Annotated in this window: 23 protein-coding genes and 1 tRNA gene; 4 read left to right on the top strand and 20 right to left on the bottom strand. The window is 73.7% G+C overall.

Features of this window, described 5'->3' with window-relative positions:
• Nucleotide 1 precedes the first annotated feature (1 nt).
• From ACFXMG_RS27270 to ACFXMG_RS27255, 4 genes are read right to left on the bottom strand one after another with little or no spacing between them, the layout of a single operon-like run.
• A complete protein-coding gene (locus tag ACFXMG_RS27270) occupies nucleotides 2-1162 on the bottom strand; it encodes a serine hydrolase domain-containing protein (RefSeq protein WP_383830130.1) in 1161 nt (386 codons plus the stop codon).
• A gap of 42 nt (nucleotides 1163-1204) precedes the next feature.
• The gene (locus ACFXMG_RS27265) at nucleotides 1205-1975 is read right to left on the bottom strand and encodes an energy-coupling factor ABC transporter ATP-binding protein (RefSeq protein WP_383830127.1); all 771 of its coding nucleotides are present in this window, start codon (nucleotides 1973-1975) and stop codon (nucleotides 1205-1207) included.
• Nucleotides 1976-1980: 5 nt separating this feature from the next.
• Nucleotides 1981-2742: a cobalt ECF transporter T component CbiQ gene (cbiQ, locus tag ACFXMG_RS27260; RefSeq protein WP_383830124.1), complete on the bottom strand. Its 762-nt coding sequence runs from the start codon at nucleotides 2740-2742 to the stop codon at nucleotides 1981-1983.
• Between the two features lie 2 nt (nucleotides 2743-2744).
• On the bottom strand, nucleotides 2745-3788 hold the full coding sequence (locus ACFXMG_RS27255; RefSeq protein ID WP_383830122.1) for an energy-coupling factor ABC transporter permease: 1044 nt from the start codon (nucleotides 3786-3788) through the stop codon (nucleotides 2745-2747).
• 206 nt (nucleotides 3789-3994) lie between these two features.
• Here ACFXMG_RS27255 and ACFXMG_RS27250 point away from each other — a divergent pair, with 206 nt between their 5' ends.
• Entirely contained in the window at nucleotides 3995-4342 is a 348-nt protein-coding gene (locus ACFXMG_RS27250; protein ID WP_383830119.1) for an SsgA family sporulation/cell division regulator, read from the top strand.
• Nucleotides 4343-4439: 97 nt separating this feature from the next.
• Here the strand turns inward: ACFXMG_RS27250 and ACFXMG_RS27245 are convergent, their stop codons facing one another.
• Together ACFXMG_RS27245 and ACFXMG_RS27240 are read right to left on the bottom strand one after the other, a co-directional pair.
• Nucleotides 4440-6629, bottom strand: a complete 2190-nt coding sequence (locus tag ACFXMG_RS27245) for an MMPL family transporter (RefSeq protein WP_384119847.1) — start codon at nucleotides 6627-6629, stop codon at nucleotides 4440-4442.
• 118 nt (nucleotides 6630-6747) lie between these two features.
• Nucleotides 6748-7317 (bottom strand): TetR/AcrR family transcriptional regulator, encoded by a 570-nt coding sequence (locus ACFXMG_RS27240; protein ID WP_383824931.1) that lies wholly within the window; start codon nucleotides 7315-7317, stop codon nucleotides 6748-6750.
• A 171-nt stretch (nucleotides 7318-7488) separates the two neighbouring features.
• On the opposite strand from ACFXMG_RS27240, the gene ACFXMG_RS27235 reads away from it, so the two are divergent.
• Nucleotides 7489-10794: a S41 family peptidase gene (locus tag ACFXMG_RS27235; RefSeq protein WP_383824933.1), complete on the top strand. Its 3306-nt coding sequence runs from the start codon at nucleotides 7489-7491 to the stop codon at nucleotides 10792-10794.
• Here the strand turns inward: ACFXMG_RS27235 and ACFXMG_RS27230 are convergent.
• From ACFXMG_RS27230 to ACFXMG_RS27210, 5 genes are all read right to left on the bottom strand, one after another.
• On the bottom strand, nucleotides 10737-11261 hold the full coding sequence (locus tag ACFXMG_RS27230) for a GNAT family N-acetyltransferase (RefSeq protein WP_383824937.1): 525 nt from the start codon (nucleotides 11259-11261) through the stop codon (nucleotides 10737-10739). The genes ACFXMG_RS27235 and ACFXMG_RS27230 overlap by 58 nt on opposite strands.
• Before the next feature lie 193 nt (nucleotides 11262-11454).
• Nucleotides 11455-11646 carry a hypothetical protein gene (locus tag ACFXMG_RS27225; protein ID WP_383824940.1) on the bottom strand — a complete coding sequence of 64 codons (192 nt, stop codon included), beginning with the start codon at nucleotides 11644-11646 and terminating at the stop codon, nucleotides 11455-11457.
• Between the two features lie 120 nt (nucleotides 11647-11766).
• Complete coding sequence (locus ACFXMG_RS27220) at nucleotides 11767-12648, bottom strand: SDR family oxidoreductase (RefSeq protein WP_383824942.1); 882 nt, start codon at nucleotides 12646-12648, stop codon at nucleotides 11767-11769.
• Nucleotides 12645-13550, bottom strand: a complete 906-nt coding sequence (locus ACFXMG_RS27215) for an alpha/beta fold hydrolase (protein WP_383824945.1) — start codon at nucleotides 13548-13550, stop codon at nucleotides 12645-12647. Before ACFXMG_RS27215 ends, ACFXMG_RS27220 begins: the two co-directional genes overlap by 4 nt.
• The gene (locus tag ACFXMG_RS27210) at nucleotides 13547-15085 is read right to left on the bottom strand and encodes a flavin-containing monooxygenase (protein WP_383824948.1); all 1539 of its coding nucleotides are present in this window, start codon (nucleotides 15083-15085) and stop codon (nucleotides 13547-13549) included. Before ACFXMG_RS27210 ends, ACFXMG_RS27215 begins: the two co-directional genes overlap by 4 nt.
• A 172-nt stretch (nucleotides 15086-15257) precedes the next feature.
• Here ACFXMG_RS27210 and ACFXMG_RS27205 point away from each other — a divergent pair, with 172 nt between their 5' ends.
• A complete protein-coding gene (locus ACFXMG_RS27205; RefSeq protein ID WP_362185330.1) occupies nucleotides 15258-15881 on the top strand; it encodes a MerR family transcriptional regulator in 624 nt (207 codons plus the stop codon).
• Between the two features lie 9 nt (nucleotides 15882-15890).
• Here ACFXMG_RS27205 and ACFXMG_RS27200 read toward each other — a convergent pair whose 3' ends face one another.
• Complete coding sequence (locus ACFXMG_RS27200) at nucleotides 15891-16694, bottom strand: exodeoxyribonuclease III (RefSeq protein WP_383824951.1); 804 nt, start codon at nucleotides 16692-16694, stop codon at nucleotides 15891-15893.
• A 51-nt stretch (nucleotides 16695-16745) separates the two neighbouring features.
• Between ACFXMG_RS27200 and ACFXMG_RS27195 the strand changes: the two genes are divergently transcribed.
• Nucleotides 16746-17225, top strand: a complete 480-nt coding sequence (locus ACFXMG_RS27195) for a GNAT family N-acetyltransferase (protein ID WP_383824954.1) — start codon at nucleotides 16746-16748, stop codon at nucleotides 17223-17225.
• 76 nt (nucleotides 17226-17301) lie between these two features.
• On the opposite strand, the gene ACFXMG_RS27190 is transcribed toward ACFXMG_RS27195, so the two are convergent.
• From ACFXMG_RS27190 to galU, 8 genes are all read right to left on the bottom strand, one after another.
• Nucleotides 17302-17757 (bottom strand): hypothetical protein, encoded by a 456-nt coding sequence (locus ACFXMG_RS27190; RefSeq protein ID WP_383824957.1) that lies wholly within the window; start codon nucleotides 17755-17757, stop codon nucleotides 17302-17304.
• 331 nt (nucleotides 17758-18088) lie between these two features.
• A tRNA-Ala gene (locus ACFXMG_RS27185) sits at nucleotides 18089-18165 on the bottom strand.
• Nucleotides 18166-18250: 85 nt separating this feature from the next.
• Nucleotides 18251-19297 (bottom strand): gephyrin-like molybdotransferase receptor GlpR, encoded by a 1047-nt coding sequence (gene glpR / locus ACFXMG_RS27180; protein ID WP_383824960.1) that lies wholly within the window; start codon nucleotides 19295-19297, stop codon nucleotides 18251-18253.
• Nucleotides 19298-19476: 179 nt separating this feature from the next.
• Complete coding sequence (locus ACFXMG_RS27175) at nucleotides 19477-20097, bottom strand: GNAT family N-acetyltransferase (RefSeq protein WP_383824963.1); 621 nt, start codon at nucleotides 20095-20097, stop codon at nucleotides 19477-19479.
• Nucleotides 20094-20654: a molybdenum cofactor biosynthesis protein B gene (locus tag ACFXMG_RS27170; protein WP_383825051.1), complete on the bottom strand. Its 561-nt coding sequence runs from the start codon at nucleotides 20652-20654 to the stop codon at nucleotides 20094-20096. Before ACFXMG_RS27170 ends, ACFXMG_RS27175 begins: the two co-directional genes overlap by 4 nt.
• A gap of 269 nt (nucleotides 20655-20923) precedes the next feature.
• Nucleotides 20924-21409: a cyclic pyranopterin monophosphate synthase MoaC gene (gene moaC / locus ACFXMG_RS27165; protein ID WP_383824965.1), complete on the bottom strand. Its 486-nt coding sequence runs from the start codon at nucleotides 21407-21409 to the stop codon at nucleotides 20924-20926.
• A 57-nt stretch (nucleotides 21410-21466) separates the two neighbouring features.
• Complete coding sequence (glp, locus tag ACFXMG_RS27160; protein WP_383824968.1) at nucleotides 21467-22891, bottom strand: gephyrin-like molybdotransferase Glp; 1425 nt, start codon at nucleotides 22889-22891, stop codon at nucleotides 21467-21469.
• Nucleotides 22892-22895: 4 nt separating this feature from the next.
• Nucleotides 22896-23807: a UTP--glucose-1-phosphate uridylyltransferase GalU gene (gene galU, locus ACFXMG_RS27155; RefSeq protein ID WP_383824971.1), complete on the bottom strand. Its 912-nt coding sequence runs from the start codon at nucleotides 23805-23807 to the stop codon at nucleotides 22896-22898.
• Between the last annotated feature and the right edge of the window lie 60 nt (nucleotides 23808-23867).

The raw sequence follows: 23867 nt of genomic DNA, 5'->3' as shown, positions 1-23867 counted from the left end.
ATCAGAGCAGGGACTTGACCGCCCTCACCAGGGCCTGGGCGCGCGGGTCCGAGGTGACCGTCTTGCGCATGCCGTTGGTGACGTAGGCGAAGGCGGTGGTGGACGCGGGGTCGGCGAAGGCCAGGGAGCCGCCGCGGCCGGGGTGGCCGAAGGAGGTGGGGCCGAGGAGGGGGGAGGCGGGGCCGTGGAGCATGTGGCCGAGGCCGAAGCGGGTGGAGACGAGGAGGACGCGGTCGGGGCCGGCCGTCTCCTCGGTGCGGGCCAGGGCGAGGGTGGCGGGGGCGAAGAGGCGGGGGGTGCCGTCGGCGAGGGGGCCGAGGGTGGCGGCGTAGAAGCGGGAGAGGGCGCGGGCGGTGGCGACGCCCGCCGCGCCGGGGAGTTCGGCGGCGCGGTAGGCCGGGTCGTTCTCGTCGGGCCTGGGGGTGATGACCTCGAAGGCGCGGCGGGTGAGCGAGTCCGGGTCCTCCCACGCCGCGGTGACCGCGCGCTTGGGGCGCAGGCGGAGGGCGCCGGTGTCCTCGGGGGCCTCGACCGGGGCGAGACGCCCGACGCGGTGGGCCTCCGTCTCCGGGAGGCCGATCCAGAGGTCGAGGGCGAGAGGGCCGGCTATCTCGTCCGCGACCCAGCGGCCGATCGTGCGGCCCGTGACGCGGTGGACGAGCCCGGAGAGGAGCCAGCTGAACGTGAGGGCGTGGTAGCCGTGGGCGGTGCCGGGTTCCCAGGCGGGGGCCTGGGCGGCGATGGCCGCGGTGGACGCCTCCAGGTCGGTGGCCTCGGCGAGGACGAGGGGGCGGTCGAGGACGGGGACGCCCGCCTGGTGGGCGAGGAGCTGCCGTACCGTCACGCGGTCCTTGCCCGCCGCCTTGAACTCCGGCCAGTACGTGGCCACCGGGGCGTCCAGGTCGATCCGGCCGCGCTGGTGGAGGAGGAGGGGGACGGCGGCGGCGACGCCCTTGGTGGCCGAGCGGACCACCTGGGCGGTGCCCTCTTCCCAGGGTTCCGTACCGTCCGCGTCCTTCGTGCCCGCCCACAGGTCGACGACCTTCGCGCCGTCGTGGTGGACGGCGACCGCCGCGCCCTTCTCGCCCCGCTGCTCGAAGTTGCGCAGGAACGCGTCCCGCACCGGCTCCCAGCCCGGCGCCACCGTGCCCTGGACGTCCACCCGACCCACCTTCACCCTTTCGTACGAACGGGTCCCATGGTCTCAGGCGACGGAACCCGGAACGAATCCGAAGGGTAGTTCGAGCCGGTGGCGGGTCATGAGCGCCTCGTCGGAGAGGATCTCGCGGGTCGGGCCGTCGGCGGCGATCACGCCCTCGCTGAGGACGAGCGCGCGCGGGCAGAGCTCCAGGGCGTACGGCAGGTCGTGGGTGACCATGAGGACGGTGACGTCCAGCGAGCGCAGCACGTCGGCGAGTTCGCGGCGGGAGGCCGGGTCCAGGTTGGAGGACGGCTCGTCGAGCACGAGGATCTCCGGCTCGGTGGCGAGGACGGTCGCGACGGCGACCCGGCGCCGCTGCCCGAAGGAGAGGTGGTGCGGGGGCCGGTCGGCGTACTCGGCCATCCCGACCCGGGCCAGCGCCCGCTCCACGACCGCGTCCAGCTCGGCGCCGCGCAGACCGGCCGCGGCGGGGCCGAAGGCGACGTCCTCGCGGACGGACGGCATGAAGAGCTGGTCGTCGGGGTCCTGGAAGACGATGCCGACCTTCCGCCGGATCTCCGCCATGTGCTTCCTGCCGACGGGCAGCCCGGCGACGGTGACGCTGCCCGCGCCGGCCGCGAGGATGCCGTTCAGGTGCAGGACGAGGGTGGTCTTGCCGGCGCCGTTGGGGCCGAGGAGGGCGACCCGCTCGCCGCGCCCGATGGTCAGGTTCACGCCGAAGAGCGCCTGGTGGCCGTCGGGGTAGGCGTAGGCGAGGCCGCGCACGTCAAGGGAGGCAGGAAGCGAGGGCGGAAGCGAGGGCGAAGCGGTCATGGCGGTCATCCCAGGAGGGCGAGAAGGCAGATCGGGAGGGCGGCGAGGGGCAGCGCCAGGGCCGTCGCCCACTGGGCGCGGGCGGTGGGGCGCTCGTCGAGGACCGGCATGGTGCCGGTGTAGCCGCGGCTGACCATGGCGAGGTGGACGCGTTCGCCGCGCTCGTACGAGCGGATGAAGAGCGCCCCGGCCGACTTGGCGAGGACGCCCCACTGGCGGACGCCGCGCGCCTCGAAGCCGCGGGAGCGGCGGGCGATGGACATCCGGCGCATCTCGTCGGTGATGACGTCGCCGTACCGGATCATGAACGAGGCGATCTGGACGAGCAGCGACGGCAGGCCGAGGCGCTGGAGGCCGAGGATCAGGGCGCGCAGTTCGGTGGTGGCGGCGAGGAGCACGGAGGTGGCGACGCCGAGGGTGCCCTTGGCGAGGATGTTCCAGGCGCCCCACAGGCCGGGGACGCTGAGGGAGACGCCCAGGACCTCCGTCTGCGCGCCGGGGACCACGAAGGGCATGAGCAGGGCGAAGGCGACGAAGGGGATCTCGATCGCGAGCCGCCGGAGCAGGAAGCCGGCCGGTACGCGGGCGAGCGCGGCGACCGTGCCGAGCAGGGCCGCGTACAGGGCGAAGGCCCAGACGGCCTCGCGGGGGGTGGTGACGACGACCAGGACGAAGCCGAGGACGGCGACGAGCTTGGTGTGCGGGGGCAGGCCGTGCACCGGCGAGTCTCCCCGCCGGTACAGCTTGTGCGCGTGCCCCGCTCCCATCGTCAGACCTGGGCGCCGGTCCCGCTCGCGGCGCGGCGGCGGCGGACGGCCCAGAAGGCGCCGGTGCCGGCGGCCAGGGTGAGGCCGACGCCGATGACGCCGGCGAGACCGCCGGAAAGACGGGCGGACTCGACGCCCTTGACGCCGTAGTCGGCGAGCGGGGAGTCGGCGGTGGCGTGCTCGTACTCCTCGGCCTTGGCGTCGATGCCCTGGTCGGCGGCGACCTTCTCCAGGCCGTCGGGGCTGGCGGAGGCGTAGAAGGAGACGACGCCGGCGAGGACGAGGGCGGTGACGACGCCGCCGATCCACACCTTCTTCGGGCTCTTCGCAACCGGGGCCGGGGCCTCGGCCGGGGCCGCGTCGACGAGCTCGCCGCCGACCCGCAGCTTCAGCGGGGCGGCCAGGCCGCGGGCGCCGTGCACGAGGTCGGGGCGGACGGCGAGGACGGCGCCGACGGTGAGGGCGGTGATGACGGCCTCGCCGATGCCGATGAGGACGTGGACGCCGAGCATGGCGGTGAGGACCTTGCCGATCGGCACGTCCGTGGTGCCGCCGACCGCGTAGAGCAGGGTGAAGGCGGCGGCCGAGGCCGGTACGGAGACGAGCGCGGCGACGAAGGTCGCGGCGGTCACGCCGCCCCGGGTGCGGGGCAGCACCGCCCGCAGGCCGCGGAAGAGGAAGTGGGCGACGACGACGGTCACCACGCCCATGACGACGATGTTGACGCCGAGGGCGGTGAGGCCGCCGTCGGCGAAGAGGACGCCCTGCATGAGCAGGACGACGGCGATGCACAGGACGCCTGTCCAGGGCCCGACGAGGAGGGCGGCGAGCGCGCCGCCGAGGAGGTGGCCGCTGGTGCCCGCGGCGACCGGGAAGTTGAGCATCTGGACGGCGAAGACGAAGGCCGCGACGAGGCCCGCGAGCGGGGCGACCCGCTCGTCGAGTTCCTTCCGCGCGCCGCGCAGGCTCACGGCGACCGCGCCGGCGGCGACGACACCGGCGACGACCGATACGGGGGCGTTGATGAATCCGTCAGGTACATGCACGACCCGAATGATGAGCGCTCCTGCAAATCACTTGCAAGAGCGCCCACATCACAAGATGGGCATGAGATGGGCATGTGAGCCCGGACACGTCGGGGAGTGAGTCGGTCACCTGCGGGGAAGAATCCGGAATTAAGGAGCAAATCGCACCCCCGCGATGAGCCTACGAGGATCCCCCAGAGGACCCCTACGAGGTGAGGAGCCCCCCGATGCCCGCCGTCGAGGACCGTGCCCGAGGCCGGCTGATCGGCGACGCCCCGGTCTCCCGGGCCGTACCCGTGACCCTCCGCTACGACCCCGGCTTCTCCCCCGCCACCGTCCGCTTCGGACTGCCCGGCGGCATCGAGTGGTCCTTCCCCCGCGCCCTCCTGGAGGACGGGCTGCGGGAGCCGGCGCACCGCGGCGACATCGCGGTCTGGCCGTGCGGGCGGGTGCAGACCGTGGTCGAGTTCCACGGCGCGGACGGGGTCGCCGTCGTGCAGTTCGACAGCACCGCCCTGATGCGGTTCCTGGAGCACACGTACGCCGCCGGCGCGTCGTCGCTCACGACACGCTGACGGCGTACGGCCGCGTCGGCTTCCCCGTCCCCACAGGTCCCGGCGCGGTCCGGGGCGCGCCCCCCGCTCAGGGGCCGCCCCGGGGACTACGGGGGTGTCACGCCTTCACGAGGTCCGGCTTCCGGTCGGCGGGCGCGTCGTGGGCCGTCAGGCCCTCGCCCTCCACGTCGACGTTCGGCAGCGCCCGGTCCAGCCACTTCGGCAGCCACCAGGCGCGGTGGCCGAGGAGGGCGAGGACGGCCGGGACGATGGCCATGCGGACGACGAAGGCGTCGAAGAGGACGGCGACGGCGAGACCGAAGCCGATCATCTTGATCATCTGGTCGCTCATCCCGATGAAGCCGGAGAATACCGCGATCATGATCACCGCGGCGGCGGTGACCACCCGGGCGCTGTGCCGGAAGCCGGTCACGATCGCCTCGCCGGGCCGCTCCCCGTGGACGTACGCCTCGCGCATGCGGGTCACGAGGAAGACCTCGTAGTCCATCGCGAGGCCGAAGACGACGCCCACCATGAAGATCGGCATCATCGACATGATCGGGCCGGTCTGCTCGACGCCGAACAGGCCGCCCAGCCAGCCCCACTGGAAGACCGCGACGACGGCGCCGAGGGCGGCGACCACCGAGAGCAGGAAGCCGAGGGCCGCCTTGAGCGGCACCAGGACCGAGCGGAAGACCACGGTCAGGAGGAGGAAGGCGAGGCCGACGACGAGTGCCAGGTAGGGCACGAGGGCGTCGTTCATCTTCTGCGAGAAGTCGATGTTCATCGCGGTGGCGCCGGTGACGAGGACGTCGTCGCCGGTGGCGTCGCGGATGTCGTGGACCAGGGTCTCGGTGGCGCCGGAGGACGGGCGGTCCTTCGGGACCACGGTGATCATCGCGGCGTCGCCGGCCTTGTTGGGCGTGGCCGGGGTGACGGCGGCGATGCCGTCGAGGCCCTTGATCGTGTCGACCGTCTTGTCCGCGGCGGCCTTGTCGCCGTCGACGACGACGAGCAGCGGGCCGTTGAAGCCGGGGCCGAAGCCGTCGGAGAGCAGGTCGTAGGCGCGGCGCTCGGTCGCGGAGACCGGCTTCACGCCGTCGTCGGGAAGGCCCATCTCCAGCGAGGCGGCCGGGATCGCGATGGCGCCGAGGCCGATGACACCGGCCAGGAGGACGAAGACGGGGCGGCGGATGACGAAGCGGGCCCAGCGGGTGCCCGCGTTCGGCTTGGCCTCCTTCTCCAGGGACTCCCCGGCCTTCTCCGGGGTCTCGGCGGCGGCGCCCTTGCGCTGCTTGCGCCCGATGACCTTGTCGCCGGCGAAGCCCAGCAGCGCCGGGATGAGGGTGAGGGCGATGAGGACGGCGATGACGACGGTGCCGGCGGCGGCGAAGCCCATCTTCGTCAGCATGGGGATGTTGACGACGGCGAGGCCGACGAGGGCGATGACGACGGTGAGTCCGGCGAAGACCACGGCCGATCCGGCGGTGCCGGTGGCGCGGCCCGCGGCCTCCTCCTTGGTCCGCCCCTCGGCCAGTTCGGCGCAGTAGCGGGAGACGATGAAGAGGGCGTAGTCGATGCCGACGGCGAGGCCGATCATCATCGCGAGGGTGGAGGTGGTGCTGCCGAGGTCCAGGACGTTGGCGAGCGCGGTGATCGCGGAGACGCCGATGCCGACGCCGATGATCGCGGTGAGCAGCGGCAGTCCGGCCGCGACGAGCGAGCCGAAGGTGACGACGAGGACGAAGCCGGCGATGACGACGCCGATGATCTCGCCGACGCCGGTCTCGGGCATGGTCTGGAGGGCGTCACCGCCGAGCTCGACGGTCAGGCCCTTGCCCTGGGCCGCGTGTCCGGCCTGTTCGAGGGCTTCCCGGGTCGCGTCGGTCAGCTCCATCCCGTTCACCTTGTAGGCGACGGAGACGTAGGCGGTCGAGCCGTCCTGGGAGACGGCCCGCCCGGTGTACGGGTCGGTGACGGAGACGATCTGGTCGGAGCCGGACTTCAGCGCGGCGACGGTCTCCTCGACGACGGCCTTGTGGCCGGCGTCGGTCATCTTCTCGCCCTGGGGGGCCTTGAAGACGACACGGGCGGTGGCGCCGTCGGCGCCGGCGCCGGGGAAGCGCTCTTCGAGCAGGTCGAAGGCGCGCTGGGCCTCGGTGCCGGGGATGGAGAAGGAGCTGGAGGTCGCGGCGGGCGCGGTGGCGGCGCCGACTCCGGCGAGCGCGAGGAGCGCCACCCAGAGGAGGGCGACGAGCCGTCGGCGCCGGAAGGCGGTGCGGCCCAGCTTGTACAGGAAGGTGGCCACGGGTGCGTACTCCCATTGTGGGGTGGGACAGGGCATGGGGAGCCGGCCCGACGGCGTGAGCGGTGCGCAGTCAGGTGGAGCAGGGGACTTGCGGGTGAAGACTTTCGGGTGGTGCGGGTCAGACGCCGAGTGAGGGGAGCACGACGGCGTCGACGTAGGCGCTGAGGAAGGCGCGGTCGACCGGCTGGTCGTCGACCAGGGGACGGGCGACGAACGCTCCGATCAGCATGTGCGGGACGAGCTTGAGCGCCGGGTTGTCCGGGTCGATCTCGCCGCGCCGGACCGCTCGGGCGAGGACCTCGTCGAAGCCGTTGAGCTCGGGTTCGATGAGCAGCTCGCGCAGGGCGCGGTGCAGGTCCGGGTTGTCGTGGACGGCATGGGCCAGACCCCGCATCAGCGCGGTGTCCTTCTCCATCTGACAGTCGTCGGTCAGTTCCATGAGGGCCTGGAAGTCGCCGCGCAGCGAGCCGGTGTCGATCTCGGTGAGACTGACGGGCTTGTTGTGGCGCAGAGCCCGGGCGACCAGCTCCGGCTTGCTCCCCCACTGGCGGTAGAGGGTGGCCTTGCTGGAGTGGGTGCGGGCGGCGACGGCGTCCATGGTGAGGGCGTCGTAGCCGACCTCGCGGAGGAGGTCGAGCACGGCGGCGTACAGCTCGGACTCACGCTCGGGGGTGAGTCTGCTGGCCATGCCGTACCTCCGGACCGAACGAAACGGTTTCGTACTCTTCGTACGGTACGAAGGTACCCCGGCGCCCAGCGAAACGAAACCGTTTCGTACGTGTCCTGGGACACACCCCCCGCCCACTTCCGTACGCCCGTACGAGTTGCCGCACCCCCTCCGCGCGGAAAGCATGAACGGGTGAGTGACGACGTGGCCTACCTCCGCTTCCCGCACCTCCACGACGACCTGCTGTGCTTCACGGCCGAGGACGACCTCTGGCTCGCCCCGCTCGTGCCCGAGGGCCATCGCCCCGGCCGCGCCTGGCGGCTCACGGTCGACCGCACCCGGGCCGGACACCCCCGCTTCTCCCCCGACGGGCGCCACATCGCGTACACGAACTGGCGCAGCCTCGATCCGGAGATCCACCTCGTGCCCGTCGACGGCGGCCACGCCCGCCAGCTCACCCACTGGGGCTCCACCGACACGCGCGTCTGCGGCTGGTCCCCTCCCGGCGAGGACGGGCACTCCGACATCCTCGCCGTCTCCTCGCAGGGCCAGCCCTTCTCGTACTTCTCCTGGGCCTACACGGTCGCCACCGACGGCTCGCCCGGCGGCCGGATGCCCTGGGGCCCGGTCTCCGACATCGCCGTCCGGGACCTCGGCGGCGAGCGCCGCACCCTCCTCCTCACCGGCACCCCGCCGCACGAGCCCGCCGCCTGGAAGCGGTACCGGGGCGGCGCCACCGGCCGCCTCTGGCTGCACGGCGAACGGCTCCTGCCCGACATCGGCGGCCACCTCGCCGACCCGATGTTCGTCGCCGCCCCGCCCGGCGAGGACGGGTACCGGATCGCCTTCCTCTCCGACCACGAGGGCATCGGCAACCTCTACTCCTGCCGCCCCGACGGCACCGACCCGCGCCGCCACACCGACCACGCCGACTTCTACGCCCGGCACGCCTCCTCCGACGGCCGCCGGATCGTCTACCAGTGCGCCGGCGAGCTGTGGATCGTCGACGACCTGAGCGCCGGCGCCGCGCCGCGCCGCCTGGAGGTCCGCCTCGGCGGCCAGCGGGCCGGCCGCCGCCCCTACCAGGTGCCCGCCGCCCAGCACGTCGACGCGCTCTCCGTCGACGAGACCGGCCGGGCCAGCGCCGTCGGCGTGCGCGGCAGCCTGTACTGGCTCACGCACCGCGACGGGCCCGCCCGCGCCCTCACCGACACCCCCGGCGTCCGCGTCCGGCTCCCCGAGATGCTCGGCAGCGGCGGGCAGATCGCGTACGTCACCGACGCCGAGGGCGACGACGCCGTCGAGATCGCCTACCTCCCCCGGGCCACCGGCGACCGGCCCCCGCGCCGGCTCGCCGCCGGGGAGCTCGGCCGGGTCGAGGAACTCGTCGCCGACCCCGACGGCGAACGGCTCGCCATCGCCTCGCACGACGGCCGCCTCCTCCTCATCGACGCCACGGAGGACTCCAACGGCGAGGTCACCGAGCTCATCCGCTCCGTCAACGGCCCCGTCCGCGACCTCGCCTTCTCCCCCGACGGCGCCTGGCTCACCTGGTCCCACCCCGGCATCGGCCGCTCCCTGCGCTCCATCAAGCTCGTCCGCATCTCCGGCCCCGGCCCGCGCACGGTCATCGACGTCACCAACGGGCGCTTCGAGGACGAGAACCCGGTCTTCACCAGCGACGGGCGCTACCTCGCCTTCCTCTCCTGGCGCGGCTTCGACCCGGTGTACGACGTCCACACCGGCGACCTGTCGTTCCCGCTCGGCTGCCGCCCCTACCTGGTGCCGCTCTCCTCCGCGACCCCCTCCCCCTTCGCGCTCCTCCCCGACGGTCGCCCGGCGGCCGGCGGACTCGACCCGGCCGACGACGGCGCCGACAGCGGCGACGGCACGGTCACCGTCGAGATCGAGGGCCTGCCCGACCGGGTCACCCCCTTCCCCGTCGCCGCCTCCAAGTACTCGGCGCTCGCCCCCGTCTCCGGCGGCGGGCTCGTCTGGCTGCGCTGGCCCATCTCCGGCGCCCTCGGCGAGACCTTCGCCAACCCCGCCGACACCTCGGGCCGCCCCACCCTGGAGCACTTCTCCGTCGTCAAGGCCCGCCGCACCGAACTCGCCCGCGACCTCGACTGGTTCGCGGTCAGCGGCGACGGCACCCGGCTCGTCGTCTTCGACGAGGGCGAGCTGCGGGCCGTCCCCGCCACCGAACCCGGCGACGGCGACTCCACCGTCTACCTCGACCTGCGCCGCATCCTCCACGACGTCGACCCCGGCGCCGAGTGGCGCCAGTCCTACGACGAGGCCGGGCGGATCGTCCGCGCCTACTTCTGGGAGCCCGGCATGGGCGGCGTCGACTGGACGGCGATCCTCGACCAGTACCGGCCGCTCCTCGAACGGGTCGCCTCCCCCGACGAGTTCGCCGACCTGCTGCGCGAGGTCATGGGCGAACTCGGCACCTCCCACGCGTACGTCACCCCCGCCCGGCGCAACGAGGGACCGGCGCACTACCAGCGCCCCCAGGGCCTGCTCGGCGCCAACCTCGTGCCCCGGGACGGCGGCTGGGTGGTGAAGCGGATCCTGCCCGGCGAGTCCTCGGACTCCAAGGCCCGCTCCCCGCTCGGCGGCACCGGCATCCGCGAGGGCGCCGTCCTCACCCACGTCGACGGGCGGCCCGTCGACCCCGTCACCGGCCCCTACCCGCTGCTCGCCGGCACCGGCGGCACCACCGTCGAGCTCACCTTCACCCCGGCGGGCGGCGAGGGCCGCGCCCGCCGCGTCGCCGTCGTCCCGCTCGTCGACGAACGCCCGCTCCGCTACCAGGACTGGGTCGCCAAGCGCCGGGCCGTCGTCCGCGAGCTCAGCGGCGGGCGCTGCGGCTACCTCCACATCCCCGACATGGGCGGCTCCGGCTGGGCCCAGTTCAACCGCGACCTGCGGATGGAGGTCTCCCGGCCCGCCCTCATCGTCGACGTGCGGGGCAACGCGGGCGGCCACATCAGCGAACTCGTCGTGGAGACCCTCACCCGGAAGATCATCGGCTGGGACCTCACGCGCAACGCCCAGCCCGTCAGTTACGCCTCGAACGCCCCGCGCGGCCCCGTCGTCGCCCTCGCCGACGAAGCGACCTCCTCCGACGGCGACATGATCACCGCCGCGTTCAAGCTGCTCGGCCTCGGCCCGGTCGTCGGACAGCGCACCTGGGGCGGGGTCGTCGGCATGACCGGCCGCCACAAGCTCGGCGACGGCACCCAGATCACCGTCCCCATGAACGCCGCCTGGTTCACCGAGTGGGGCTGGTCGGTGGAGAACCACGGCGTCGTCCCCGACCTCGCCGTCCTGCGCACCCCCCTCGACTGGGCCGAGGGCCGGCACGCCCAGCTCGACGACGCCGTCCACCGGGCCCTCGCGCTGCTGGACGAGGAGCCCGCCGCGAGCCCGCCCGGCTACGAGTCCGTGCCGGACCGCTCCCGCCCGAAGCTGCCGCCGAGGTCCAGCTCGTAGGAGATCCCGGTCTCCCCGTCGTCCATCACCACGCTGCCGACCGCCCCGAAACCGACCCGGGCGAGCACCGCCCGGGACGCGGCGTTGTCCTTCCCCGCCCCGGCGGTCAGCCGGCGCAGCCCGTACTCCTCCACGGCGAGCCGGCAGACCTCCAGGACGCCACGGGTGGCGAGCCCGCGGCCGGTGGCCGACTCGGCGATCCGGTAGCCGAGCTCGGCCCCGCCGTCGGCGAGGTCGACGAGGTTGATCCGGCCGAGGATCGCGCCGTCCTCCGCGACCAGGACGTGGAAGCGGATCGTCCCCTCCTCCTGCTCGTCGAGCAGGGCCCGGTGGCGGGCGTCGAACTCGGCGAAGTACGCGTCCCCCCGGTCGGCCACGGTGGCGGCGAAGTAGGCCCGGTTCTCCCGCTCGAAGACGAGCAGGGCGGGCGCGTGGTCGAGGCGCAGGCGTTCGAGTACGACGGACATGGAGGGAGCGTACGAAGATCTCCGCGCGGGCGCGCACGAGTTACGCCCTCGGCGCAGCGCACACCACGCGAGCCGGGGCGCGGGCCGGGGCGCAAGCCGGATCCGGAGCGCGAGCCAGGGCGCGAGCCGGGGCGTCCGGACGCGCGGAAGGCGCACCCGGCGTCCCGGGTGCGCCTCCGTCTCAGGACGGGCGTCAGGCGTCGTCGCGGCCGGTGCGCTCCCGCAGCTCCTGCTGGGCGCGCTCCTTCGCCTCCGGCGAGTTCTCGCGCCCCTGCTTGGCGCGCTCGGACGCCTCGTCCTTGGCGTTGCCCATGGCCTGCTTGGCGCGCTCCTGAAGCTCCTGCGCCTTGTCCTTCATTTCACCGAACCGGTCCTTGCTGCCCATGAAGGTCACTCCTAGGAAGGGTGTGAGGGGGACGGGGCGGCTTGCCCCTGGGCCTCGACCAGCCTTGCACGAGCGAACATTCCACGCATTTCGATCAGTTACGGTCCGTACCGCGGGCGCTCACGCCTTCCCCGTGCGCGCCTGCTCGTCCGCCGCGCCGCCCGCGCCCACCAGGCCCTTGGAGACCGTGGAGAGACGGGGTTCGAAGCGGGCCACCTCGCGCTTGCCGACGGTGGCGACGAGGCCGGGCAGGTAGCCGCGGATCGACTGCATCCCGCGCAGCCACCACTGTGCGTACACGTGCGGCGAGCGGCGCTCGATGCCCTCGACGATCCGGTCCACGGCCGGGCCGAGCGGGTAGGTGCGGTTCGACGGCCACGGCAGCCGCTGCCGCAGCTCCTTCATCACGTCGTCCTGGTCCGCGCCCCGCACCATGTCGGTGTCGGTCCAGGAGAGGTAGCCGACGCCGACCTTCACGCCCTTGTACGCGACCTCGGCCCGCAGGCTGTGCGCGAACGCCTCGACGCCCGACTTGGAGGCGCAGTACGCGGTCATCATCGGCGCCGGGGTGATCGCGGCGAGCGAGGCGATCTGGAGGAAGTACCCCCGGGACTCCATGAGGACCGGCAGGAAGGCGCGGCCGGTGACCGCCCCGCCGATGAGGTTGACCTCGATGACCCGGCGCCAGGCGACCGGGTCGGACTCGACGAACGGGCCTCCGGCGGCGACGCCCGCGTTGGCGACGACGATGTCGACCTTGCCGAACCGTTCCTTGACCCCGGCGGCGACCTTGGCCATCGCCTCGTGGTCGGTGACGTCGGCCTCCCACCAGTCGGCCTCGGTGTGCAGCCGGCCGGCGACCTCCTTGAGGAGCTCGGGCTCCAGGCCGACGAGGGCGATCTTCGCGCCGCGCGCGGAGAGCTTGCGGGCGAGCAGCTCGCCGACGCCGCGGGCGCCGCCGGTGACGACCGCGACCTGTCCTTCCAGGCTGACCCTGCTCATACCCCTGCCTCCTTGCCGGTCGGGTGCGCTCCGAGATACGTGAGCGTCAGTTCGCGGATCTGCGCGGTGACGGCCTCCGGGGCCTCCACCGGCGTCATGTGGCCCACGCCGGCCAGTTCGGTGAGGCCGGTGCAGTGCGGCAGCGCCTCGGCCATGGCCCGGGAGTGGACCGGCGGGGTGAGCCGGTCGGCGGTGCCGACGAGGACGGCGGCCGGGACCAGCAGGTCCCGCAGGCCCGCCTCCAGGTCGAGCCCGGCGAGCACCCGCGACCAGCCGTACCGGGAGGGGCGCGGGCAGGCGTGCACGATGCGGGCGCAGGCGTCGACCCGCTCCGGCGCCGAGCCCGGTCCCATCGTCGCGTACTTCAGGACCTTCCTCGATATCCCGGTGACCGGTCCGAGCGGCGCCTTGGAGCCGAGGACGGCGCCGGTCAGCCGGGTCCGAAGGCCGCCGGGCCCGAGCGGCACCACGGTCGCCTCGGCGGTGAGCCGGGACGGGCCGGTGGAGCAGAGCAGGACGGCGGCCGCGTGCTGGACGAAGCCGGGGCGGCCGGCCGCGGCCATGATCGTCATGCCGCCCATGGAGTGGCCCGCGACGACGGCCCGCTCGCCGGGCCCGAGGGTGGCGGCGAGCACCGCCTCCAGGTCGTCGGCGAGCGCGGTGGTCGAGTAGCCGCCGGACGCGGGGACCGGGGAGCGGCCGTGGCCGCGCTGGTCGTAGGCGACGACCCGGTGGTCGGCGGCGAGCGCCCGGATCTGCTCGGCCCAGAAGCCGACGGAGCAGGTCCAGCCGTGGGCGAGGACGACGGCGGGCGCGCCCTCGGGGCCGTACACCTCGGTGTGCAGCTCGGCGCCGTCGGCGGACCGGACGGTGAGCGTGCGGGGCTCGGGGAGGCGGATCACGGGGTGGCCTCCTTCTTGCGGGCGGCGCGGCGGGCGGCGGGCTCGGGGGTGGCCTTGACCGGCTTGGGGGCGCGGAGGACCTCGTACTCGGAGAGGTCGACCTGCCGGGTCTCGCGGCGGAACTCGCCGGTGGTGCCCGGCCAGAGGGTGGTGTTGCGCCCGTTGGCGTCGAGGTACCAGCTGTCGCAGCCGCCGGCCTTCCAGACGGTCCGCTCCATGCGGTTCTGGACCTTGCGGTTCCAGGCGTGGACGGCGGAGGGCCGGGCGGCGAGCGCGGACCTGCCTCCGAGGACGTCGAGCTGGCGGAGGTAGTCGGCCATGTAGTTCAGCTGGGACTCGATCATGAGGATCATGGAGGAGTTCCCGAGGCCGGTGTTGGGCCCGATGATCGTCATCCAGTTGGGGAAGCCGGCGGCGGTGGCGCCGCGCAGCGACTCCATGCCGCCCTTCCAGGCGTCGGCGAGCGAGCGTCCGTCGGCGCCGATGACGCGCGGGGCGATCGGCATGTCGGTGACGTGGAAGCCGGTGCCGAAGATGATCGCGTCGACCTCGGTCTCGGTGCCGTCGGAGCCGACGACGACCTCGCCGCGGACCTCCTTCAGCCCGCCGGCGACGACGTCGACGTTGGGCTGGGCGAGGGCCGGGTAGTAGGCGTTGGAGAGCAGGATCCGCTTGCAGCCGATGCGGTACGAGGGCGTGAGCTTCGCCCGCAGCGCCGGGTCCTTGACCGACTTGGCGATGTTGGCCTTGGCCAGCCTCTCGACCAGGCCCAGCTCGCCGGGGTGCTTGGTGAAGGCGCCGACCTGGAGTTCGCGGATGCCCCAGAGGATGCCTCGGCGCAGGGCGGCGGTGACCGGCAGCTTGCGGTGCAGCCAGCGCTCGGGGCCGCTGATGGCGCGGTCCATGCGGGGCATCACCCAGGGGGGCGTGCGCTGGAAGAGCGTCAGCTTGGCGACGTCGGGCTGGATCGCGGGCACGATCTGGATGGCGGAGGCGCCGGTGCCGACCATGGCGACGCGCTTGCCCCGCAGGTCGTAGTCGTGGTCCCAGCGGGCCGAGTGGAAGACCTTGCCGGTGAAGCCGTCGAGCCCCGGGATGTCGGGGATCTTCGGGTCGGAGAGCGGCCCGGTGGCGGAGACGACGACGTCGGCGCTGAAGGAGCCGGAGCTGGTCTCGACGCGCCACCGCAGCTCGTCGGCGTCCCACTCCATCCGCAGCACCTCGTGGTTCAGCCGCAGGTGCGGCCGGAGCCCGAAGGTGTCGGCGACGTGCTCCAGGTACGCCCGGATGTGCCGCTGGCCGGAGAAGGTGCGCGGCCAGTCGGGGTTGGGCGCGAAGGAGAAGGAGTAGAGGTGCGAGGGCACGTCGCAGGCGCACCCGGGGTAGCTGTTGTCCCGCCAGGTGCCGCCCACGGAGTCGGCCCGCTCCAGGACGACGAAGTCGGTGATCCCCTCGCGGCGCAGCCGGACGGCGGCCCCGAGTCCTCCGAACCCCGATCCGATCACCGCCACCCGAACGTGCTCGTGCTTCGCCATGCCGCCTCCCGTGCGCCCGGCCAAGATTCCGCCAGCAATCACTGGCACAGTCGGGACTGTAGAGCAGCTCCATACCGAGCGGTAGGGGTCCGGCGAGGGAAAGTTACCGGCGGTACAACATAGGCTGGCCGGTGTGGCAGAACGATCAGGGAACCCACCCCACGAGTACCGGATGACGGAGCTGGCCGAGGCGGCCGGCATCACCGTCCGCACGCTCCGCTTCTACCGCGAGCGCGGCCTGATCCCGCCGCCCCGCCGCGAGGGACGCATCGCCTGGTACGACGACCGCCACCTGGCCCGCCTGCGCACCATCGCCGCCCTGCTGGAGCGCGGCCACACCCTCACCGGCATCGCCGACCTCACCACGGCCTTCGAATCGGGCCGGGACGTCGGCGAGGTCCTGGAACTCGGCTCCCCCACCGAGGAGGAGCCGGTCCGCCTCACCCCCGAGGAACTCGCCGACCACTTCGACGGCGAGGTCACCCCGGAGAACCTCGCGGCCGCCCTGGACCTCGGCTACCTGGCGACCGACGGCGAGGAGATCGTCCACATCAGCCGCCGGCTGCTCGACGTCTCGGCCGCTCTGGTCCGCGAGGGCGTCCCCCTCGCCGAGGTCCTGAAGGCCGGCGCGCGCGTCCGCGAGCACGCCGAGGCCCTCGCCGAGCTCTTCACCGAGGCCCTCGGCCCCCACGTGAAGGACGCCGACATCCAGCGCCTGCGCCCCCTGGCCAAGGCCGTCGTGGAGGCCGAGCTCTCGCTGGCCCTCGACCGCCGCCTGCACGGCCCGGGGGCCTGACGGCGGCGCCTACAGCGCGTACACCGCCGTCACCGGCGCGTGGTCGCTCCACCGCTCGGCGTGGGTGGCCGCCCGCTCGACGTACGCCTTGACCGCCTTCGCGGCCAGCCCCGGCGTGGTCATCTGGTAGTCGATCCGCCAGCCCGCGTCGTTGTCGAAGGCCCGGCCGCGGTAGGACCACCAGGAGTACGGCCCCTCCTGCTCGGGGTGGAGGGCCCGCACCACGTCCACGTACCCGCCGTCGGTCTCCTCCAGGACCCGGGTGAGCCACTCGCGCTCCTCGGGGAGGAAGCCGGCGTTCTTGCGGTTGGCCTTCCAGTTCTTGAGGTCGGCCTCCTGGTGGGCGATGTTCCAGTCGCCGCAGACGACGACCTCGCGCCCGTCGGCGGCGGCGCGGACGCGCAGCTCCTTGAGGTAGGGCAGGAACTCGCCCATGAAGCGGTACTTCTCGTCCTGCTTCTCGGTCTCCGCCTCGCCGGAGGGGAGGTAGAGGCTGGCGACGGTGACGCCGGGCAGGTCGGCCTCGATGTAGCGGCCGGAGCCGTCGAACTCGCTCGACCCGAAGCCGACGCGGAGGGCGTCGGGCTCGCGCCGCAGGTAGAGGGAGACGCCGGCGCGGCCCTTGGCGGCGGCGGGGGCGTGGGCGGTGAACCAGCCCTCGGGGCTCCGGACCGCCTCGGGCAGCTGCGCCTCCTCGGCGCGTACTTCCTGGAGGCAGACGGCGTCGGCGGAGGTCTCCGCCAGCCACTCGACGAAGCCCTTCTTGGCGGCGGCGCGGAGACCGTTGACGTTCGCGGACGTGACAGTGAACATCCCGGGAGAATACCGACACCCTCCCCTGACCTCCACGTACGATCTCCAGTCATGCACATCCAGCCGACCCCCTACGACCACCCCGACGCCGTGAAACTCCAGGACGCGGTGCAGGCCGAGTACGCCGTCCGCTACGACAGCGAGGGCGACGCCACACCGCTCGACCCGTCGATGTTCGTCCCGCCGCACGGCCTCTACCTCCTCGCGTACGACCCCGAGGGCCGGCCGGTCGCGAGCGGCGCCTGGCGCCGCCAGGACGAGAACGACGAGGGGTACGCGGACGGGGACGCGGAGCTGAAGCGGATGTACGTCATACCCGAGGCGCGCGGCCTGGGCCTGGCCCGCCGCGTCCTGGCCCTCCTGGAGGACGACGCCCGCGCCGCCGGCCGCACCCGCATGGTCCTGGAGACCGGCACCGCCCAGCCCGAAGCCATCGCCCTCTACACCTCCAGCGGCTACGCCCCCTGCCCCAAGTTCGGCCACTACCGCCACTACGAAACCAGCCGCTGCTTCGCAAAGCCGCTGGCCTGAGCCCTAACGAACGCGCTGGAGCCGCGCTCCGGCAACCTCGGCGCCGGAACGCGGCTCCTTCTCCCGCCTCAGCCGGTCACCCGGTCATCGGCAGGTGCGCGACGTTCTCCTTCCCTCCGGACCGGAGGGTCACGTCGAGCGGACCCTTCGGGATCTCGGGCAGCACGACGTAGTACAGGCCGCGTCCGGCCCAGCCGGACGCGAGCGACCTGACGAACGTCGTCTCCGCCTTCGCGCCCCGGTACGCGACCGAGGCGATCGTCCCGCCGGGAGGGCCGGCCAGCACGACCCGCCCTCCCCCGCCCAGCGCTCCGGGACCGAACAGGAGGGAGGCCGCCGGGGAGTCCGGCGGCCCTGCCACCAGGGACCGGACGCACTTGAACGACGTCAGCCCGCCGTCGAGCACCGACTCCCCGAGGCACAGCCGGTCCCCGGCCGTCTCCCAGAGGAAGGCCACGGCCTGCGGCGTCTCGATCCTGCTGAGGCCGGAGCCGTCGGGCCCCTGCCCCTTCTTCCGGGCCTGCTCGACCATCGCGGCCCCCGCCCGTTCCACCGCGGAGGGCCCGGAAGGACTCGAAGCCGACGGGCCCCGCGGGGAGGCGGCGCCACCTGGCCCCGCCCCCTCCGTGCCGCAGGCGGCGAGAACGAGGCAGCCCGCGACGGCGACCGACACCGACCTCACGAAAGGATGCTGGTGATGCCTCACGTCTTCTCCGACTTGACGGGAAATCGAGCCACGGACCGCCCCACACCATCCTCGCGGGTTCCCCATTGCGCCCAAAGACAGAGAAAGCCGCCGAGCCGTCCCGTGAACGACGAAGATCCCGCCCGATCTTGCGATCGGACGGGATCTCGTCATCCGCTGGTGGACCTGAGGGGATTCGAACCCCTGACCCCCTCGATGCGAACGAGGTGCGCTACCGGACTGCGCCACAGGCCCCTGCGACGTGTGAAACATTAGCATCCCGGTCGGTGAGAAGAAAAATCGCTTCCACCGCAGGTCAGGCGAGGACCGCCCGGCCGCCTCATTCGTTGGCGGCGCGGGGGCGGTCCTCCTCCGCGTACTGGTCGAAGAGCGGGGTGCGGCCGTGGTCCCGGCCGCGGCGCGGCGGGGCCGGGCGGCGGCGCGGGGGCGGCGAGGCGGCCGGGGGCTGCTCGGCGGTGGAGGAGCGGGCCGCGCTCCAGGTCTCCGGGTCGGTGACGTCCACGCCGTTGGAGGCACGCGGGGCGACCGGCGCGGTGACGTACGTCGGCAGCGGCACCGGCACCGGGTCCCAGCTGTCGCCGCGGGCGGGGCCGCGCTCGCGCTGCTGGTCCACCCACTCCGCGTGGTCGGTCTGCTCGACCAGCGCGCGCCGGTCGGCCTCCTGCGGGGAGACCGGCGGGGCGGGCGACGGCTCGGGCTCGGGCGCCGGAGCGGCCGCCCGGCGGCTCTCGCGGAGCCGGGCGGCGGCGGCCTCGGCGCGGCGCCGGTCCATCACGTAGACGAAGCGGCGGCGCTCCTGCCCGCGCAGGTGCACGATGTACGCGCTGAGCAGCACGGCCGGGACGCCGGGCGCCCACAGGAAGGCGACGCCGCCGACGGCGGCGACCACGGCCCCGAGGGTGAAGGCCGAGAAGAGCACGATCGTGGTGCGCCGGCGGCGCGCCAGCGCCTTGCCGCGCCGGGCCCGCTCGGCGGCGCCGGCCGGGGCCGGGCGGGCGGGTGCGGGGGCGGGTTCCCGCTCGGGCGCGGGCGGGCGTTCCGGCGCGGGCTCCGGGAGTTCGAGGCGCGCCTCGGTCCTGGCCGCGGGCGCGGAGAAGGCCCGGACGTCGACCGAGCTCAGATGCTCGGTCGCCGCGTCCGGGTCCACGTCGGTCGCCGCCTCCAGGGCCGTACGGTCCCGCTCGCGGAGCTCCTTGGCGTACCGGCGCTCCATGCCCGCCCGTCCGGACAGCAGCCGGATGGCGGTACTGAAGCGTTCCGTCGGACGGGCCTCGTTCAGCTCGTCCTGCCTGCGGAGCCACATCGGCACCAGGTAGGCGGCCCAGGCCCCGACGATGACTGCGTAGATGAGGCCGCTGCTGCTCACGCCTCACACGGTAGAGGGGTTCGTGACGGGGCATCGGCCAATTGGCCCGGTGTGTCGCACGATCTGGCTGATATCACTGAACTTTTTTGTGATTGTTCAGATCGATCGGTGTTCATATGCCTGCGGAATTCGAACAGTTATATGAATTGCGGGTTCGGGGAGACCCAGCGGAGGGTCGGCTACGCGGCGTCTCTGCGCCGGGCGCGGTGCCAGCGGGCGAGCAGCCCCTCCGGGATCTCCTCCGCCGTCAGCGCGAACACCAGATGGTCCCGCCAGGCGCCGTCGATGTGCAGATAGCGCGGCCTCAACCCCTCTTCCCGGAAGCCGAGTTTCTCCACCACCCGGCGCGAGGGGCCGTTCTCCGGCCGGATGCACACCTCCATGCGGTGCAGACCCACCGCGCGAAAGCAGTGGTCGGTGGCGAGCGCGACCGCCGTCGGCATCACCCCGCGCCCGGCGACCTCGCTGTCCACCCAGTAGCCCACGTGCCCCGAGCACATCGAGCCCCAGGTGATCCCGGCGACGGTCAGCTGCCCGGCCATCCGGCCCCGGTACTCGATGACGAACGGCAGCATCCGCCCCGCGTGCGCCTCCGACCGCAGATGGCGCACCATCTGACGGTACGTGGGGCGCTGCGCGGGCGGCATGCCGGGCGCGGGCGGCGGCACCGTCGCCTCCCAGGGGCGCAGCCACTCGCGGTTGCGACGGTTCACCTCCCGCCATTCCCGCTGGTCGCGCATCCTTATCGGGCGGAGCACCACGTCTCCGTCGACGAGGACGGCCGGCCAGGCCGTGGTCATGACGCAGGGCCCGCTTCCGCCGGTCTCGGGTGGTCGCCGCCGCGGATCTGGTCCACGGCGTGCCGCAGCAGCGGCTCCAGGACGGCGAGCCCGTCCCGTACCCCGCCGGGCGAGCCCGGCAGGTTCACGATCAGCGTGCCGCCCGCGACCCCGGCGAGGCCGCGCGAGAGCGCGGCGGTGGGCACCTTCTCCCGGCCGTACGCGCGGATCGCCTCCGGGATGCCGGGGATCGCGCGGTCCAGGACGCGGGCGGTGGCCTCGGGCGTCTCGTCGGTCGGCGAGATGCCGGTGCCGCCGGTCGTGAGGATCACGTCGTACCCGGCCGCGATCCCGGCGCGCAGCGCCGCCTCGACGGGCGCCCCGTCCGGGACGACCTGCGGCCCGTCGACCGCGAAGCCCATCCCGCGCAGCCCCGCGGCGATGAGCGGCCCGCCCTTGTCCTCGTAGACCCCGGCGGAGGCCCGGTTGGAGGCGGTGACGACGAGCGCCGCGTAGGCCCCGGCCAGGGCGCCTCCGACGCCCGCGCCGAGCGCCGCCGACGCGGGCTCGGCGGGCACGGGCTCCGCGGGCGCGGGCTCGGCGGACGCGGGCTCGGCGGACGCGGGCTCGGCGGGCGCGGGCTCGGCGGACGCGGGCTCGGCGGACGCGGGCTCCGCCGACGCGGGCTCGGCGCGCGCGGGCTCGGCGGGCACGGGCTCCGCCGACGCGGGCTCCGCGGGCACGGGCTCCGCGGGCACGGGCTCCGCCGACGCGGGCTCCGCCGGCGGGGACGCGACGGGCGGGCCGCCGTGGGTCTCGGGCGTGCTCGCGGCCCGGTCGGCGCGCGTCACGCGTCGTCCCGGGTCCAGTGGCCCGACTTGCCGCCGGTCTTCTCCTCCACCCTCACGTCGGAGATGACCGCGCCCTTGTCGACCGCCTTGACCATGTCCACGACGGTCAGCGCCGCCACGGACACGGCCGTCAGGGCCTCCATCTCGACGCCCGTGCGGTCGGTGGTCTTCACGGTCGCGAGGATCTCGACCGCGTCGTCCGTGACCGAGAGGTCCAGCGTCACGCCGGAGACGGCCAGCGGGTGGCAGAGCGGGATGAGGTCCGGCGTCCGCTTCGCGCCCATGATCCCGGCGATCCGCGCGGTGGCCAGCGCGTCGCCCTTCGGCACGCCCTCGCCGCGCAGCAGCTCGATCACGCGCGGCGAGACGAGCACCCGTCCGCTGGCGCGCGCCGTGCGGGACGTGACGTCCTTCGCCGATACGTCGACCATGCGGGCGGCGCCCGCCTCGTCGATGTGGGTGAGACCTTGCTGCGTGCTCATGGCCGTGATACTCCCGGTCGCTGTGTGGGACTGCACCGTACCCCCACCCGCCGCCCCTCAGCCGAGGAGGACCACGTCCAGCTCCTCGCCCGGCGCCGCCGAGTCCCGGTCCTCGGGGACGACGAGCAGGGCGTCCGCGTGGGCGAGGGCCGCGATCAGGTGGGACCCGGCTCCGCCCACGGGGGTGACGGTGCCGGACTCGGGGTCGTACGTCCCCCGGAGGTACTGGCGGCGGCCGGGCGGGGAGGAGAGCGGGGCGTCCGTCTTCAGGATGGCGCGGACGACCGGGCGGTGCAGGTCGTCGAGGCCCATCAGGGCGCGGATCGCGGGCCGGACGAAGAGCTCGAAGGAGACGTACGAGGAGACCGGGTTGCCCGGCAGCGCGAGCAGCGGGATCTGCTCGGTGCCGATCGCGCCGAAGCCCTGCGGCTTGCCGGGCTGCATGGCGAGCTTGCGGAAGTCGACCTGCCCGTCGGTGGTCAGGGCCTCCTTCACCACGTCGTAGGCGCCGACGCTGACGCCGCCCGTGGTGACGACGAGGTCGGCGCGGATGAGCTGGTCCTCGATGGTGGCGCGGAGCGACTCGGCGTCGTCGGCGACGGCGCCGACCCGGTAGGCCAGGGCGCCCGCGTCCCGGGCGGCGGCGGCGAGCGCGAAGCTGTTGGAGTCGTGGATCTGACCGGGGCCCAGTTCCTCACCGGGCTGGACGAGTTCGCTGCCCGTGGAGAGGACGACCACGCGGGGGCGCGGCCTGACCTTGACGGTGCCGCGGCCGATCGCGGCGAGCAGGCCGATCTGCGGCGGCCCGAGGACGGTGCCGGAGGCGAGGGCGAGCTCGCCGGCGCTCACGTCGCTGCCCGCCCGGCGGACATGCGCGCCCGCCTCCGCGCCGCGGTGCACCCGCACCTCGCCCGCGGCGCCCTCCGGGGCGGTGCTGGCGGCCCGCATGCCGGTGGCCGCGCCGCCGCCCGCGCCGCCGTCGGTCCACTCGACCGGGACGACGGCCTCGGCGCCGGGCGGCAGCGGGGCGCCGGTCATGATCCGGGCGGCCTGTCCGGGGCCGACCTCGGGCAGGCCGTCCGCGCCCGCGGCGACGTCGCCGACGACGGTGAGGACCGCGGGGTACTCCCCGGTCGCGCCCGCGACGTCGGCGACGCGGACCGCGTACCCGTCCATGGAGCTGTTGTCGAAGGGCGGCAGCGCCGCCGGCACCGTCACGTCCTCGACCAGGACGCAGCCCTGGGCGTCGAGCAGCTGGAGCTCGATCGGGTCGAGGGGGCGGACGGTCGCCAGGATGTCGGCCAGGTGCTCGTCGACCGACCACAGGCGCGTCCCGGCCTGGGCCGGTCCTGCGCAGGGGTCGGCCGGGCCGTGGTCGTGACCGTGGCCGGCTCCGGCGCCGTGGTCGGTGCCGTGGGCGTCGCCGGTGCCGTGGTCCTGGGGGTCCCGGGCGTCCTCGGACGGTGCCGTGTCGCTGCTCAAGGTGCTACATCTCCTCGCTGACATATCTCCGGAGCCAGGCCCGGAAGTCCGGTCCCAGATCTTCACGTTCGCACGCGAGTCTGACAATGGCACGCAGATAGTCACCCCGGTCACCGGTGTCATAACGGCGTCCCTTGAAGACGACTCCGTGCACCGGACCGCCGAGCTTCTCGTCGCTCGCCAGCTTCTGGAGGGCGTCGGTCAGCTGGATCTCGCCGCCCCGGCCGGGCTCGGTCTCCCGCAGCATGTCGAAGACGGCCGGGTCGAGCACATAGCGGCCGATCACCGCGTAGTTGCTGGGCGCCTCGGCCGGCTCGGGCTTCTCCACCAGGTCCGTCACGCGCACCACGTCGCCGTCGCCGGTCGGCTCGACCGCCGCGCAGCCGTACAGGTGGATCTGGGAGGGCTCGACCTCCATGAGCGCGATGACGCTGCCGCCCTCGCGCTCCTGAATCTCGACCATGCGCGCGAGGAGGGGGTCGCGCGGGTCGATCAGGTCGTCGCCGAGGAGGACCGCGAAGGGCTGGTCGCCGACGTGCGGGGCCGCGCACAGCACCGCGTGGCCGAGGCCGCGGGGGGCGCCCTGGCGCACGTAGTGCATGGTGGCGAGGTCGCTCGACTCCTGGACCTTGGAGAGGCGTTCGTCGTCGCCCTTGCGGCTCAGCGCCTCCTCCAGCTCGTAGTTCCGGTCGAAGTGGTCCTCCAGCGGACGCTTGTTCCGACCGGTGATCATGAGCACGTCGGAGAGCCCGGCCGCGACCGCCTCCTCGACGACGTACTGGATCGCCGGCTTGTCGACGACCGGGAGCATCTCCTTGGGGGTCGCCTTCGTCGCCGGCAGGAAGCGGGTGCCGAGGCCGGCGGCCGGGATGACAGCCTTGCTGATCCGGCCGAGCCGGGGGAACGACTGATTCATGCAGGCACCTTAACCGCTAGGGAATGTGAGAAAGATGTGGCTCCGATTAACTTTCTCCGC

It is taken from the genome of Streptomyces sp. NPDC059201 (assembly GCF_042754585.1).
In the GTDB taxonomy this organism is placed as follows: domain Bacteria; phylum Actinomycetota; class Actinomycetes; order Streptomycetales; family Streptomycetaceae; genus Streptomyces.
Note: the sequence above shows the minus strand (reverse complement) of the source record. Positions and strands in the feature narration are given on the sequence as shown.